We start from the raw sequence: 14,970 nt of genomic DNA, 5'->3' as shown, positions 1-14,970 counted from the left end.
TTAGACGGATTTACTGATGCTACGGAAAGCTGCACACTGAGCAAATGCTTCTTCGTTCAGTAACAAATTCCTGCCTTTGCAAAACTTTAGCGTCAGCTTGAGCAACTCCTTGATATCGCGGCCGCTAGCAGCTGGATAAGTTACTATCAAGCGCTCAACTAGATCATCGGGCAGTTCGGTGTTGAACTGCTGCGCTAGCGATTTCCATAGTTGTTTCGCCTGCTCTTGCGTCGGTGTCTCGAACTGGATGATAGCGATGCAGCGCGACAAGACGGCGTCATCAATATCGGCTACGCGGTTGGTGGTCATGAATAGCAAGCCGTTAAAGTACTCGAGAGTACGCAGAAACTCAGCTACGATAGCGTTGTGCTGGAGATCATTGTCGCGGCGGCGAATGTAGACATCGGCCTCGTCGAGCAACAGTACTGAATCCCAGCGTGCTGCGCGCCGCAGGATTTTCGAAAGGTTGGCTTCCACTGAGCTTGCCGTCACGCCGAGTTGACCAGAGTGTACGCGGTATAAAGGTTTCTCGACGACCTCGGCATAGACCTCTGCTGTCAGCGTCTTACCTAAGCCAGGCGCGCCTTTGCAAAGGATGGTTGTACCGCCCGACTTACCCTCGACAATGTCCTCCATTAGGAAGTTACGATCAGCGGTCAAGATATCAATCAGGTCGCGATGAGCATGCGGCAGAACCAGCTTGTCACGCAATTCTGGTTTGTAACGATAAGTCTTAACATTTTGCACATGCACCCATACATTACGGTGGTAATCCAGGTGGAATAGATGTAGATAGCAATGCTGGGGAATCCTCTCAAAACCCTCGCTGATGCCGCTTCCGCGCCAGAAGCCTGCATCGGCGGTGGTGTCAAAGTGGCGTTCTAGCAGCTCTTCGTCATTGACGCAGCGGGCGGCTGTGCCTGCCTGCAGCCGCACGCATTCGAGATGTGGACGATGTCCTTCGCTGGACATCCAGACAGTGCCAGAAACAGTAAACTGCGCACCAAACTTCGGCTGTATCTGCATGAAATGCTTTAAGTGTGTCTCGTATTCGTTTTTGAATTCTGCACATTCTTTAAAGTAACCATAACCCGTCATCAATTCGGGAATCGTGCGATCTTGAATATCTTCGGCATAAAAGGTGATGCTGTAGGTCATGCCGGTGCGCTTTAACCTCGGATCGTTAATTGGCTCACGATCTGCGGCCTGCAAGGTGTTAGCCAGAAGGCCGATGATGACGTAAGCTGCGCCATCGACAGGCTGCACATAGCGCATAGAATGGACCAGCCAGGGCAGCAACACACCGTCCTTGCCAAGTTTGTAGAGCCAGCCATCGATCATGTCGCGCGACAACCAAGCGATCAGACCAGGGATCAGATGCTCCAAGCTTGGGATTTTTCGGGCAGCCGGCGCGGCGTGGATATTGTCCAGCGCAATCATTTGGAACATCAGCTCACGCTCGTCGGCCGTGCGGCACAGGCCGTAGAGCGTGTTCAATGAGGTGGCGTCGAAAAGTCGGCTGGATACCACACGTTTACCGCGGGAAAGGCCGTACTCGCTAAGCCGCTTCGCAAGCAGCGTATCCTCATCGATCATTCCAAGAAGCGTATTGGCTAGGGTTTCTGGTATTTCGAATTCCATGTGTTCTTTTTACTCTTTTACTCGTTGAATAAATCATAGAAAGCAAAGTCTGAAACATGATTGACTGCAGTCAATGCGAGTCAAAATTGGGTCTATTTCAGGCATGATATACGCATTAGTAATACTCAAAAGACAAAAACCCCAACCATTACTGGTCAGGGTTATGTATTCTGGTGGGCCCACCAGGACTTGAACCTGGGACCAAAGGATTCCGGTTTGTGTTAGTTTCCTAACTCCCTGGACTATGCCTTCACCGTATAAAGATTTATAAATCCTTACTTAGGTGGGTGCCGTCTAGTCTCTACACCTTCAGAATCTTGCGATTCCGCTTGGCTCGGCGTTGGCATATGTAGTTTTTAACTACCTTTAGCGTTCACCGAATTTGACACCATTCACACAGCAGCTTTCGCTATCTGGTGCACAACTTTCGCTATGAGTCCTCTGCTCTAACCAACTGAGCTATGGGCCCTACTTAACTTTTTTAACACACCAAAAACCACACTAAAACCCTATTTACTACACACCATGAAAAACCCGTTGGTGTGTAAGCGGTGTGTAGTGAATTTAAACCACTCATTTCACCACTAACCGCTTGAAATCATTGAGGTCTTTACTGCTAGACCTCATGGTTAAGTCCATTATGAGTCCTCTGCTCTAACCAACTGAGCTATGGGCCCCTGAGAATTAATCAATCCTCTTCGAGGAAAGTCTTCAGCTTATCGCTGCGACTCGGATGACGCATCTTACGCAACGCCTTCGCTTCAATCTGACGAATGCGTTCACGCGTCACATCAAACTGTTTACCAACTTCTTCGAGGGTGTGATCCGTGCTCATCTCGACACCAAAGCGCATGCGCAATACTTTTGCCTCACGTGGTGTTAAGGAATCAAGCACATCCTTCACCACATCGCGCATCGAGTCATGCAATGCGGCCTCGGCTGGCGCCAGCGTATTGGAGTCTTCAATAAAGTCACCCAAATGCGAATCCTCATCATCGCCAATCGGGGTTTCCATCGAGATAGGCTCTTTCGCAATCTTCATAATCTTACGAATCTTATCTTCTGGTATCTCCATCTTTTGCGCTAAGGTTGCGGCATCCGGCTCATGTCCTGTTTCTTGCAAAATCTGGCGGCTAATACGATTCATCTTATTGATGGTTTCAATCATATGCACTGGGATACGGATCGTTCTCGCCTGATCCGCAATCGAGCGAGTAATTGCCTGACGAATCCACCAGGTCGCATACGTTGAGAACTTGTAACCACGACGGTACTCAAACTTATCGACTGCTTTCATGAGACCAATATTGCCCTCTTGAATCAGATCCAAGAACTGTAAGCCACGATTGGTGTATTTCTTAGCAATCGAGATTACCAAGCGTAAGTTTGCAACGGTCATTTCGCGCTTTGCTTCACGTGCCCGCTTCTCACCGGCAATCATTTGCTTATTGACTTCTTTGAGTTCATTGAGCGGCAGCACCACTTTGGTCTGAATATCAATCAACTTTTGTTGCAGCTCTTGAATCGCAGGGACATTGCGCTCCAAGAGGGCGCTATATGACTTTGGCTCTTTGAGAAGATTTGCAGTCCAACGCAAGTTCATGGCCATTTTTGGAAATGCTTGCAGAACTTCAGCGCGGGGGATTCCGATCTTATCGACCAAAATACTCACAATGCCACGCTCAAGCTTCCAAACTTCATCGACTTGCGCACGCATGGTATCGCAGAGTTTTTCAACACTCTTTGCGGTTAAGCGAAAGCCCAAGAGCTCGTTACGAATCGCGTCTTGCGCCTTTAGGTAACCGGGTGAGTTGTAGCCGTCGCGATCATGGGCGCGACGCATCTTGTCAAACTGAGTGCGAATCACCGCAAACTTTTCAAGGGAACGCTGCTTTAGCTCTTCCAGCTGCTTTGCACTGGCAGTGCTTGCACCACCGCCGCCACCTTCCTCATCATCACCCTCTTCACCCTCATCCATCATCTCAAGATCCTCAGGCTCATCGGCAGCCATCGGAATATCTTCAGCATTGGGATCCACTAAGCCATCAACAAATTGATCGATTTCCATTTCACCGGAAACGATCTTGTCAACATTGGCAAGGATCTCCGAGATTGTGACCGGGCAAGCAGATAAAGCCATCACCATATCTTTCAGACCGGCTTCAATCTTTTTGGCAATGACAATCTCACCCTCGCGGGTTAAAAGATCGACGGTACCCATCTCGCGCATATACATGCGCACGGGGTCGGTAGTACGACCGAACTCCGAATCAACAGTTGAGAGAGCAGCCTCAGCTTCTTCTTCAGCCTCTTCTTCCGAAGTTGCGGTGGGGCCATGTTCATTTAAGAGCAATGTTTCCGCATCGGGAGCTTGCTCATAAACAGTAATGCCGATGTCATTGAGAAGACCGATTAAGGTTTCCAGGGCGTCCACCTCTGACAACTCATCGGACATCACGTCGTTCATCTCGCCATGGGTTAGGTAACCCTTGGATTTACCCATTTTGATGAGGGTCTTCAGGCGCGCACGACGCAACTCTTGCTGCTCTTCGCTACCTAATTGTTGTGCAGCAAACTCTTTGAGGAGTGCTTTTTCTTTTGCTTTGCGGTCCCGCGCTTTTTGGCGATCGGTGCGGTTATCAACGCCAGGCTCTCCCGCCACTTCGACCTTTGGTTTACGACCACGGGTTTTTTTAATCGGCTGACCATTTTCATCAAGCTCTACAGCAGCCTCTTTGGCTTTTAATTTGGCAGCTTTGGCTTCTGCCTTTGCCTGCTCTTTAGCAGCTTTTTCTTGGGCCTTCTTTAAGGCTTTTTCTTCGGCTGCTTTTTTGGCCAATTCTTTCGCGGTCAGCTTGGGTGCCGCCTTCACTGATTTAGCACTTGGCTTGGCAGTCTTTGCCGCGGGCTTTGTGCTTTTAGAAACTACTTTTTTGGCTGGCGCCTTCATTGCTTTACCCGCTGGTTTGCTAACTTTTTTTACTGGAGTCTTTGCGGGCTTCTTAGCAACCGCCTTTACTGACTTCTTTGCCGGTGCTGGCTTTGCCTTTTTAACTGGGGCTTTTGCTTTCGCTACCGGTTTTGCTAATTTTTTAGAAGCGGCTTTGGATGCTGGTTTTTTCATGGATATCTTTGCAATCGATCAATCTAATAAGTTAGTGATTACTTACTTAAGCCGTATGTCCTGACAATCTGGTTCATTTACCCGTATCGATCATCCAAAGGTTCTCAGGCCAAGGAGGTAAGTGGCTGATTCAAATAGTTTTTTCTGGAAATGCGTATTATACTCGATTGAGTCAAGTAAGACCTACAAAAGCATAAAAAATATCGATTTAAGTCATCGACATTCTGTTATTCCTACCCCTTACTCAAACGCTGGCTAATTTGTCGATACCGCTCTAAATCCTGTGGATTTGCACGTCCTTGCGTCATTTTTTCGGTAATTTCAGTCATTTCGGCTTTCAAATGACCGAGTTCGAGCTTATTTAAGACCCCCTCAAGATCTTCTTTTGCGCCAAGATACTCAATCTCAGAACCCAAAATGCGTTGCCTGAGGATTTGGTACAAATCGGCCAATGGACTGGTTGCTAACTGATCCTGAAAAACTGCAAAGGAAGAATTTGGATTTTGAGTATTGATCTCCAGAATGTCGCATTGATGAATCAGGTCGCTCATTAAGTTATGCGCCTTATCTGATCGTTTTTTGGCGACCTCCATTGCCAATTGTCGTTGATCGGGGGTCATGTCTTTTCCAAGAATCGGGAACTGAATCAGTAAACGCATGATGTGTTCTGATAAATCGGTTGGCTTGGGTGGTTCAACGTTGGGACGAGACTGCTTTGCCGAGCGTGGGTTGGCGGGTTTTGTAATTGCCGGTTTGATAGTCTGCAGTTTAGTTTGGGCTTGAGTGGCAGGGGGTAGTGTTTTAGTCGCTGGGGTCAGTGCGCAAAATTGCTCGAGCTCACTCACACTCGATGCGGTGCGATTCGCAAGCTCACGCAGCAATTGAGAGCGCAAAGCAATGGCTGGCATCGATTGCAACCAAGGTTTGGCTACGTGATGGGTTTTTGCCCGACCCTCAGGAGTTGCTAGATCATTGCCTTCGCTCGCGAGCTTGAAAAAGAATCCCGATAATGACATCGCCTGATGAATCGCCTGCTCAAACGCAGCAGCTCCATACTGCCGAATATAACTATCGGGATCGTGCTCGCTCGGTAGGAATAAAAAACGAATTTCTTTATCGTCACTCAAGATGGGTAGGGTTGCCTCTAGCGCGCGCTGCGCGGCACGTTGACCAGCTGCATCCCCATCAAATGAGAATACGATCCGATCGGTTTGGCGTAATAACGTACGCACATGAAAGGGTGTGCATGCAGTTCCTAGGGTGGCAACCGCATTAGCGAATCCCAGTTGAGCCAAGGCTACGACATCCATATAACCCTCACACACCAACACAAATCCCCGATCCCGAATCGCCAAGCGCCCCTCAAATAATCCGTAGAGGGTATTTCCTTTGGAGAACAGTGGGGTCTCCGGAGAATTTAAATACTTTGGCTCTCCTTGATCCAGGATTCGTCCACCAAAAGCAATCACCTGTCCCTTGGGATTACGAATGGGGAACATGATCCGATCACGAAAGCGGTCATAGCGCTTAACCTTACCCAGGCTATCCGTTCCCTCGCCCTGAATAATTAAGCCAGCCTCAATCAGTAACTTAGCGGTTTCATCTTTACTATACGAATCAAATACCGCTTCGAGCCCCTGCCAGCCATCGGGCGCATAACCAAGGCCATAGCGCTTGGCAATCTCGCCAGTCAAACCACGGCCCTTGAGATAGTCAATGGCTCGTTGCGATCCTTTTAGTTGCTGGGAGTACCAATCACTCGCCATCGTCATCACCTCACCAAGCGCGAGGGCCTGCTTTTGCGCCATCACATCACGAACATTGCGCTCTTCACGAGGAACATTGAGGCCTACCGAGCGAGCGAGCTCTTCGATGGCATCGACATACGATTGGCCAGAGTACTCCATCATGAAGCCGATTGCCGAGCCATGCGCCCCACAACCAAAGCAGTGATAAAACTGCTTCGTGGGAGATACTGAAAATGAGGGTGACTTCTCTTGATGAAAGGGGCACAAGCCTTGATAGTTAGCGCCTGCCTTTTTGAGTTTGACGTGCTTTCCGACCACATCAACAATATCGACCCGATTGAGTAAATCGGAGATAAAGGATTGAGGAATGAGCGCCATGGATTAAAGCATTATTTTGCGAGAGCGGCTTTGACCAATCCAGATACCATTCCCATATCCGCTTTCCCAGCAAGTTGCGCCTTGAGCGCCCCAATCACTTTGCCCATATCTTGCGGGCCTGCAGCTCCCAAGCTCGAAATTGTCTTTTGAATCACCGCCTGCACTTCAGCCTCTGATAGTTGAGCTGGCATATAGGCTTGTAAGATACCTAACTCTTTTGATTCTTGGTCAACTAGGTCAGTGCGCCCTGCTTTCTGAAACTGCTCAATCGAGTCTTTACGCTGCTTAATGAGTTTTTCAATGATGGCAATAATTCCAGCATCATCCACCGTAATACGCTCATCCACCTCTCGCTGCTTGATCGCGGCTAACAGCAAGCGAATGGTGCCAAGACGCTCGGCCTCTTTAGCACGCATGGCTGACTTCATGTCTTCGGTAATTTGCTCTTTGAGAGTCATTCAAGTTCTCCAAATATCAATCGAATGGATCCATTATCCAAGAGATTAAAAAAATAAAGCCCGCACAGCAGGCGGGCTTTGATGATTGGCGGTTTTCGGGAATTTCCCGAAAACCCCAGGAATTATTAGTAAAGCTTTTTGGGCAACATCTGGCTACGAATCCGCTTGTAGTGACGCTTTGCAGCGGCTGCTTTTTTGCGCTTGCGCTCGGCCGTGGGTTTCTCATAGAACTCACGTGCACGAAGATCGGTCAATAGACCATTCTTCTCGATGGTGCGCTTAAAGCGGCGCAATGCCACTTCAAATGGTTCGTTTTCGCGAAGGCGGACTGTGGTCATGCTGTTTTTACTCGCTTTTACTCTTTGATTGCTAGAAAATGATCAAAATTTACTAAAACACGGATTCTAGCACGACCCCGCCCCCAATGATAGTCCTCGGTATTGAGACCTCCTGCGATGAAACTGGCCTTGCTGTTTATGACACAGGGGCCTGGGAGGCTGGAAGACCCGCCCATCAAGGCGTTTTAGGGGCCGCCTTGCACTCCCAGATTGAGATGCATCAGGATTACGGTGGGGTTGTGCCTGAACTAGCCTCGCGGGACCATATTCGACGCTTAATTCCTTTACTAAACAAGGCGTTAAAAGAATCCTCCTGCAATATCAATAAGCTCGATGGGGTGGCCTATACCCAGGGGCCAGGCCTTGCCGGCGCTCTACTGGTGGGATCGGCCTTTGCCAATGCCTTGGCAGTGGCAATCCAAAAACCCCTAATCGGGGTCCATCACCTAGAGGGTCATCTGCTTTCGCCATTATTGGCAAACGACTCCCTAAAAAAGCCAACTTTTCCGTTTGTCGCCCTTTTAGTGTCGGGAGGGCACACCCAGCTCATGCAGGTTCGACAGATTGGCGACTACCAACTCCTTGGGGAAACGGTTGATGATGCGGCCGGTGAAGCATTTGATAAGACTGCCAAATTATTGGGCCTCGACTACCCAGGCGGGGCCGCGCTCTCGAAATTGGCAGAGTCTGGAAAAGCTGCTGGCTTTGATTTACCCAGACCGATGTTGCATTCCAAGGATTTGGATTTTTCGTTTTCGGGACTCAAGACCTCAGTTTTGCATCAAGTTAAAAAGTCACAGTCCAATGATTGCTATAACGAGTCCTTTCGTGCCAACCTCGCCTGTGCATTTGTGGAAGCAGTGACCGATGTTCTGAGTCATAAAGCAATGGCCGCACTCGAGCAAATGAATTGTCGTGATTTAGTGGTTGCTGGAGGTGTGGGTGCCAATACTCAGCTTCGCAAAAAACTCACTACGATGGCAACCGCGCGCGGGTACCAGGTTCACTATCCACCAATCGAGTTATGCACTGATAACGGAGTGATGATTGCGTTTGCAGGAGCACTTCGACTACTACAAAGTGGTTCAACTACGCATGGGGCGTTTGATATTAAGCCCCGTTGGGATCTAAGCTCTTTAAATACTTAGAGAAACTAGGGAAGACTAATGCGGGCAAACGCGCTGTGGTTATGGATGGACTCAAAGTTTTCCGCTTCCACTGTCAACGACAGAATACGCTGATCATGCTTTAGGCGGGTGGCGACATCCCGTACCAGATCCTCCACAAATTTTGGATTCTCATAGGCGTGCTCTGTGACCCATTTCTCATCAGGGCGCTTCAAAATGGCCCATAACTCGCTAGACGCTTCTGTTTCAGCAATGCGTAACACCTCTTCCACACCAAGATTGGCACCGGCATCCAGTTTGACCAAAATGGTGACATGCGAGCGCTGATTATGAGCACCATACTCTGAAATCTCTTTGGAGCAAGGGCATAAGCTCATCACCGGTACGATAGCCTTTAAATAAAGATCGGCCTCAATCGTTTGATCGGAACCTTCTTTTGCCTCAACTAAATACGTTACCTCGTAATCCATCCAACTCTCAACTGCGGAGATTGGGGCGCTTTTTTTGACAAAGTGGGTGTATTGCATTTGAATACGACCTTGCTTTGCATGCAGGAGAGGCAGCATGTTTTTGGCCATTTGCACAATCGCCAAGCCATCATAGGCGCCCTGCTGTTCTTGCAGTAACTGCACAAATCGCGACATATGCGTACCCTTTTGATCGGCGGGTAATGCCACGTCCATTTCAAAACGAGCGACCGTTGGAAATGAACCGGAGCCACTTTCTACCTGAATGGGATGCTTGATGCCACGGATCCCGACGCGCTCAATCGCTAGTGATCGCGCATCGTCACTGCCTTGCACATCAGGCAATGCTTTGGTGTTAAGAAAGCTGGTGTTGAGATCGTTCATATCATTATTTTCGCTCAAAATAATCCAACCGGTTCAATGAGCGCTTTTACAAGCGCATTATTTACCGACGGGGACCTGATCCGTTGGGGTCTTGAGGTTCAGTGACGCAGTACCCAAATCTGGGAAACGGGCAAGAATTGCTGCTTCGATTCCTGAGGCATCCAATCCGCACTGAGCCATCAGCAAGTTGTAATCCCCGTGCTCAATGAAGGCGTCTGGCAGGCCCAAAGACAATAATGGTTTAGTGATTCCCAAGAGGTTCATGGCCTCCATACAGGCACTTCCCGCGCCACCTTGAACGCAACCATCCTCAACTGTTACAAAGTAATCATGATTGCGGGCAAACGTCTGAATCAAGTCAATATCAAGCGGCTTCACAAAGCGCATATTGACGACCGTAGCATCGAGCTTCTGCGCAACATCAAGTGCTGGATATAGCAATGTTCCAAATGCAAGAATGGCTAGGCGCTTACCGGTCGTTTGCGCCTCCCGCCGAATCTCACCGCGACCGAGTGGTAAGGTGCGTAATTCTTTGGATGGTAGATTGCCAATACCGGCACCCCGTGGATAGCGAACCGCTGTGGGGTGATTTTGATGATAGGCCGTTGTCAATAAATCACGGCACTCCGCCTCATCGGCTGGGGTCATGATTAGCATATTGGGAATGCAGCGCAAATAAGCAATGTCGTATGCCCCGGCATGAGTCGCACCATCAGCGCCTACCAACCCAGCGCGATCAATTGCAAACACAATCGGTAAATCTTGCAAGGCCACATCATGAATCAATTGATCGTAGGCACGCTGTAAAAAGGTGGAATAAATGGCAACAACGGGCTTCATGCCCTCGCAGGCCATGCCAGCTGCAAAGGTAACCGAGTGCTGCTCGGCAATCCCCACATCGTAGTAACGATCGGGAAAGCGTTTTTCAAACTCGACCAAGCCGGAACCTTCGCGCATCGCAGGAGTGATACCGACCAACTTTGGATCGGCTTGCGCCATATCGCATAACCACTCCCCAAATACCTGGGTAAACGTTTTTTTACCAGCGCCACTCGATTTAATACCTTCCTGAGGATTAAATTTACCGGGACCGTGATACAAAATGGGATCCGCTTCAGCCAACATATAACCTTGGCCCTTGCGCGTAATGACGTGCAAGAATTGAGGACCGTTACCTTCTTTGGCCAAGCGGCGCACGTTTTGCATCATCGGAATTAAGGTATCCAAATCATGCCCATCGATTGGACCAAAGTACGTAAACCCGAACTCCTCAAAGATGGTCGATGGTGATACAAAACCCTTGGCATGATCTTCAAGGCGCTTGGCAAACTCCCTTAAAGGCGGCGCCATCGAGGACAGAACCGAATCAATTCCTTTTTTGGTTGCCGAATAAATATTGCCGCTAAGTAAACGTGCCAAGTAGCGATTAAGCGCCCCAACCGCTGGCGAAATTGACATGTCGTTGTCATTCAGAATCACTACGAGCGGCATGTTCTCATACACGCCTGCATTGTTCATGGCTTCAAACGCCATCCCCGCACTCATCGCGCCGTCGCCGATCACAGCAACTGCCACCCGATCCTCGCCCTTGGTTTGCGCTGCGCGCGCCATTCCCATTGCAGCAGAGATGCTGGTAGAGGAATGTGCTGTACCAAAGGTGTCGTACTCACTCTCAGAGCGTCTTGGAAATCCTGAGAGCCCGCCAAATTGCCGCAAAGAATGCATCTGATCACGTCGTCCAGTCAAAATCTTATGCGGATAACTTTGATGACCCACATCCCACACGATCCGATCGTGCGGTGTATCGAATACATAATGCAAGGCAATCGATAGCTCTACCGTTCCTAAATTCGACGAGAGGTGACCGCCCGTCTTTGATACAGAATCCACGATGTACTGTCTTAGCTCATCGGCAAGTGCCGGGAGCTCCTCACGTGTTAATTTACGTAAATCGCGAGGGTCATTGATCGAGTGCAACATACTATTTTTTGCGATCCACAACTAAATGAGCAATATGACGCAAGGCATCGGCCTGTGGCCCAAACTCATTCAGACTGTTTAGCGCTCTCCCCTTTAATTCATTAGCCAGTTCGTTTGCATAGTCTAAACCCTTCAGGGTCACATAGGTAGGCTTATCTTGCGCCGCATCTTTGCCCGCCGTTTTTCCAAGTGTTGCACTATCAGCGGTCGCATCCAGAATATCGTCCACCACCTGAAAAGCCAAGCCAATCGCCTTTGCGTAAGTATCAAGTTGAGCCATCGCTTGATCGGACAATTGGGCGGCAATCCCTCCGAGCTGGACAGCGCAAATGAGCAGAGCACCGGTCTTCATGGCATGCATTTCTTCTAGAGCGGGCAAGTCCATTTTTTTGCCCACGTTCTGCAAATCAATCGCCTGTCCACCGGCCATGCCCTTAGAACCGGAGGCGTAGGCCAAGGAAGCAATCATGCGCAGCTGTGCAAAACCGGTCTTTGGGTCAGGACCGACTGGATACGAGAGGATTTCAAAAGCACGGGTTTGCAATGCATCGCCCACTAGTAAAGCAGTCGCCTCATCATAGGCTTTATGAACTGTAGGGCGTCCGCGGCGTAAATCATCATCGTCCATGCATGGCAAATCATCGTGCACCAGGGAATAGGTATGAATCATCTCAATCGCACTCGCGGCACGATTCACAAGCGACCCATCCACTTGATCAACTGACCCTAACTCACTCGCAGCAAATACTAATAGGGGACGAATTCGTTTGCCACCACCAAGAACGGCATAGCGCATCGCGGTATGCAAATGCTGCGGCGCTACCGTATCCGGATCAAGGTACTGAAGAAGCGCGCTTTCTGCTCGTTGCGATTGGGAGGCCAACCATGCCTCGAATGAAAATGAGCTCATCGATGCAGCGTTAATCGACCTAACTCTCGATCACTTTGACTTGTTGCTCGACCTGAGCCAAAACACCCTGACAGTGTTTGAGTAAGGCAGCACCGCGCTGATAGGCGGCCAAGGTCTCCTCTAGGGATAATTTGCCGGACTCCATCGCCATCACCAAGGACTCCAACTCCTTGAGGGCTGCCTCATAGCGCATTTGGGGGTCAATGCTGGATTCGGGCGAAGCCGAGGTGGTTTTCTTACTTGCCATTTCGTCATCTTAATACCGAATTCAATTCAAGCTAATTTGCGGGTTTATTGAGGTTTTCGTCTTTTTGATAAAAGTCACAGGCAGATTTTTGCCCCATGGGTATAATCCCTCTTCCTTTCCAATATCGACATGTCGATGGTTGGATTGGTTGTTCCGCTTAGCTTCGGCTGACTTTTCGGGGGTGGGGAGAATGACTAATCTGGCTACCGCGCAATTTCTTGCGCCGTCCAATTTACAACTGCCGGTTTCGGCATATTTTGACGTTGATTTATTTCAACGGGAGCTGCAATTGCTATTTCAGCAAGGGCCTGGCTACGTCGGCCATGAACTCATGGTTCCCGAAACAGGTTCGTACCGAACCCTGCTAGCGGAAAATGAGGGGCGAATCCTAGTTCGCAACCATGAAGGCCCCAATGGCGTGGAACTGCTATCGAACGTCTGCCGCCATCGTCAAGCCTTGATGCTCAATGGTAGCGGCAAGGTCGATACTATTGTTTGCCCACTGCACCGCTGGACCTATGACCTAGAAGGTCAGTTGCTAGGTGCTCCGCATTTTGGTGATAAGCCTTGTTTGAATCTTGGTAAATCGCCTCTACAAAACTGGCAGGGTCTATTGTTTGAGGGTCCTCGCGATGTACAAGCAGACCTCGGAAAACTTTCTGTTGGACGCGATTTAGATTTCTCGGGTTATATGCTCGACCATGTCGAGGTGCACGAGTGCAATTACAACTGGAAGACCTTTATTGAGGTGTATCTCGAGGACTATCATGTAGTCCCTTTTCATCCGGGGCTTGGTAAGTTTGTGTCGTGCGATGATTTACGCTGGGAGTTTGGTGACTGGCACAGCGTCCAGACCGTCGGCATTCATAAAGAACTAAGTAAGCCCGGCACACCCACCTACCGCGCCTGGCACGACGCGGTTTTACGTCATCACCAAGGTCAGATGCCAAAGCATGGCGCCATCTGGCTGACCTACTACCCCAATGTGATGGTCGAGTGGTATCCAGGCGTGCTCTGCATTTCAACGCTGCATCCGATTGCCCCAAATAAGACCCGCAATATCGTGGAGTTCTATTACCCTGAAGAAATTACTCTTTTTGAGCGGGAGTTTATCGAGGCTGAGCGCGCAGCGTATATGGAAACCTGCATTGAGGATGATGAAATTGCCGAGCGTATGGATGCAGGTCGTGCGGCACTACTTGCTCGCGCTCAGAACGAAGTGGGTCCTTATCAAAGCCCCATGGAAGATGGTATGCAACACTTCCACGAATGGTATCGTCGTGAAATGAACTACTAATTGATCTTCACCCAGGAGGCCACATGAATCCCATCATTACCGCAAATCAACTGGAAGAACTCATCAATGAGGGTAGTGATGTCTTAATTTGTGACTGCCGTTTTGATCTCACCAACGCCAACGCCGGCTATGCAATGTACAAAAATGCCCACATCACTGGCGCCATTTATGTCAATGTCGATAAAGATTTATCAGGCCCCAAAACGGGGAAGAATGGTCGGCATCCACTCCCAAGCCCTGAGGCTTGGGCAAAAACCCGTCAACGTCTTGGGATTGCCAATCACACGCATGTGGTTGCCTACGATAGCCATGGCGGCACCTTTGCAAGCCGCTTATGGTGGATGCTGCGCTCGATTGGCCATGCCTCGGTTCAAGTACTTGATGGCGGCTTAGATGCCTGGAACGGCAGTATTGGTCATACAGGTCGTGAGCCCACTCCATTAACCACTTCGCCAGAGGCTTATCCCTACCAGGGCGTGGTCACGATTGATGAGATGGAGCAAAACGTCCAAGCCGATGCTCGCAAAATGGTGATTGATGCGCGCACTGCCGATCGCTTTCGCGGCGAGAACGAAACTTTAGACCCGGTCGGTGGTCATATTCCCGGAGCGACCAATCGCTGCTTTAAGGAGAATTTGGTCTCGGGTAAATTTAAATCACCAGAACAGCTCTATAAAGAATTTGTTCTCCTGATTGGTCAGCAAAAACCAGGAACGATTATTCATTCGTGTGGGTCTGGGGTTAGTGCTTGCCATAATCTGTTAGCGATGGAAGCAGCGGGCCTCAGTGGCTCACGCTTACATGTGGGCAGTTGGAGTGAGTGGTGTTCGGATCCAAGTCGTCCGATCGAGCGATAAAACGAGTTCGTACT

The 14,970-nt window shown here is 49.5% G+C and carries 12 protein-coding genes; 3 read left to right on the top strand and 9 right to left on the bottom strand.

The window, feature by feature from the left end; all coding sequences use genetic code 11:
• From QUE61_RS01925 to rpsU, 5 genes are all read right to left on the bottom strand, one after another.
• Complete coding sequence (locus tag QUE61_RS01925; RefSeq protein WP_286307272.1) at positions 1–1,641, bottom strand: ATP-binding protein; 1,641 nt, start codon at positions 1,639–1,641, stop codon at positions 1–3.
• Positions 1,642–2,329: 688 nt separating this feature from the next.
• Complete coding sequence (gene rpoD, locus QUE61_RS01920) at positions 2,330–4,765, bottom strand: RNA polymerase sigma factor RpoD (RefSeq protein WP_286307271.1); 2,436 nt, start codon at positions 4,763–4,765, stop codon at positions 2,330–2,332.
• A 233-nt stretch (positions 4,766–4,998) separates the two neighbouring features.
• A complete protein-coding gene (gene dnaG / locus QUE61_RS01915) occupies positions 4,999–6,891 on the bottom strand; it encodes a DNA primase (protein ID WP_286307270.1) in 1,893 nt (630 codons plus the stop codon).
• A gap of 11 nt (positions 6,892–6,902) precedes the next feature.
• A complete protein-coding gene (locus tag QUE61_RS01910) occupies positions 6,903–7,349 on the bottom strand; it encodes a GatB/YqeY domain-containing protein (RefSeq protein ID WP_286307269.1) in 447 nt (148 codons plus the stop codon).
• Between the two features lie 125 nt (positions 7,350–7,474).
• Positions 7,475–7,687: a 30S ribosomal protein S21 gene (rpsU, locus tag QUE61_RS01905; RefSeq protein WP_011903537.1), complete on the bottom strand. Its 213-nt coding sequence runs from the start codon at positions 7,685–7,687 to the stop codon at positions 7,475–7,477.
• 86 nt (positions 7,688–7,773) lie between these two features.
• Here rpsU and tsaD point away from each other — a divergent pair, with 86 nt between their 5' ends.
• Complete coding sequence (gene tsaD, locus QUE61_RS01900) at positions 7,774–8,835, top strand: tRNA (adenosine(37)-N6)-threonylcarbamoyltransferase complex transferase subunit TsaD (protein ID WP_286307268.1); 1,062 nt, start codon at positions 7,774–7,776, stop codon at positions 8,833–8,835.
• A 5-nt stretch (positions 8,836–8,840) separates the two neighbouring features.
• On the opposite strand, the gene folE2 is transcribed toward tsaD, so the two are convergent.
• Genes folE2 through xseB form a run of 4 tightly spaced genes read right to left on the bottom strand, consistent with a single transcriptional unit; the run spans position 8,841 to position 12,802 of the window.
• Positions 8,841–9,665 carry a GTP cyclohydrolase FolE2 gene (gene folE2 / locus QUE61_RS01895; protein WP_286307267.1) on the bottom strand — a complete coding sequence of 275 codons (825 nt, stop codon included), beginning with the start codon at positions 9,663–9,665 and terminating at the stop codon, positions 8,841–8,843.
• A gap of 57 nt (positions 9,666–9,722) precedes the next feature.
• Positions 9,723–11,645 (bottom strand): 1-deoxy-D-xylulose-5-phosphate synthase, encoded by a 1,923-nt coding sequence (gene dxs / locus QUE61_RS01890; RefSeq protein ID WP_286307266.1) that lies wholly within the window; start codon positions 11,643–11,645, stop codon positions 9,723–9,725.
• 1 nt (position 11,646) lies between these two features.
• Positions 11,647–12,555: a polyprenyl synthetase family protein gene (locus QUE61_RS01885; RefSeq protein ID WP_286307265.1), complete on the bottom strand. Its 909-nt coding sequence runs from the start codon at positions 12,553–12,555 to the stop codon at positions 11,647–11,649.
• A 19-nt stretch (positions 12,556–12,574) separates the two neighbouring features.
• Positions 12,575–12,802 carry an exodeoxyribonuclease VII small subunit gene (gene xseB / locus QUE61_RS01880; RefSeq protein WP_286307264.1) on the bottom strand — a complete coding sequence of 76 codons (228 nt, stop codon included), beginning with the start codon at positions 12,800–12,802 and terminating at the stop codon, positions 12,575–12,577.
• A 190-nt stretch (positions 12,803–12,992) separates the two neighbouring features.
• Between xseB and QUE61_RS01875 the strand changes: the two genes are divergently transcribed.
• Together QUE61_RS01875 and QUE61_RS01870 are read left to right on the top strand one after the other, a co-directional pair.
• On the top strand, positions 12,993–14,099 hold the full coding sequence (locus QUE61_RS01875; protein ID WP_286307263.1) for an aromatic ring-hydroxylating oxygenase subunit alpha: 1,107 nt from the start codon (positions 12,993–12,995) through the stop codon (positions 14,097–14,099).
• A 23-nt stretch (positions 14,100–14,122) separates the two neighbouring features.
• Complete coding sequence (locus QUE61_RS01870; RefSeq protein WP_286307262.1) at positions 14,123–14,956, top strand: sulfurtransferase; 834 nt, start codon at positions 14,123–14,125, stop codon at positions 14,954–14,956.
• Positions 14,957–14,970 lie beyond the last annotated feature (14 nt).

Origin of the sequence: Polynucleobacter sp. HIN5, from assembly GCF_030297555.1 — a bacterium.
Taxonomy (GTDB): Bacteria; Pseudomonadota; Gammaproteobacteria; order Burkholderiales; family Burkholderiaceae; genus Polynucleobacter.
This window is presented reverse-complemented; position numbering and strand designations above follow the sequence as displayed.

What these genes read in the sequence shown, in the direction of transcription:
- dnaG (WP_286307270.1), bottom strand. Translation starts at nt 6,891, where the DNA reads ATGGCGCTCATTCCTCAATCCTTTATCTCCGATTTACTCAATCGGGTC.
- dxs (WP_286307266.1), bottom strand. Translation starts at nt 11,645, where the DNA reads ATGTTGCACTCGATCAATGACCCTCGCGATTTACGTAAATTAACACGT.
- xseB (WP_286307264.1), bottom strand. Translation starts at nt 12,802, where the DNA reads ATGGCAAGTAAGAAAACCACCTCGGCTTCGCCCGAATCCAGCATTGAC.
- rpoD (WP_286307271.1), bottom strand. Translation starts at nt 4,765, where the DNA reads ATGAAAAAACCAGCATCCAAAGCCGCTTCTAAAAAATTAGCAAAACCG.
- QUE61_RS01925 (WP_286307272.1), bottom strand. Translation starts at nt 1,641, where the DNA reads ATGGAATTCGAAATACCAGAAACCCTAGCCAATACGCTTCTTGGAATG.
- tsaD (WP_286307268.1), top strand. Translation starts at nt 7,774, where the DNA reads ATGATAGTCCTCGGTATTGAGACCTCCTGCGATGAAACTGGCCTTGCT.
- rpsU (WP_011903537.1), bottom strand. Translation starts at nt 7,687, where the DNA reads ATGACCACAGTCCGCCTTCGCGAAAACGAACCATTTGAAGTGGCATTG.
- QUE61_RS01875 (WP_286307263.1), top strand. Translation starts at nt 12,993, where the DNA reads ATGACTAATCTGGCTACCGCGCAATTTCTTGCGCCGTCCAATTTACAA.
- folE2 (WP_286307267.1), bottom strand. Translation starts at nt 9,665, where the DNA reads ATGAACGATCTCAACACCAGCTTTCTTAACACCAAAGCATTGCCTGAT.
- QUE61_RS01885 (WP_286307265.1), bottom strand. Translation starts at nt 12,555, where the DNA reads ATGAGCTCATTTTCATTCGAGGCATGGTTGGCCTCCCAATCGCAACGA.
- QUE61_RS01870 (WP_286307262.1), top strand. Translation starts at nt 14,123, where the DNA reads ATGAATCCCATCATTACCGCAAATCAACTGGAAGAACTCATCAATGAG.
- QUE61_RS01910 (WP_286307269.1), bottom strand. Translation starts at nt 7,349, where the DNA reads ATGACTCTCAAAGAGCAAATTACCGAAGACATGAAGTCAGCCATGCGT.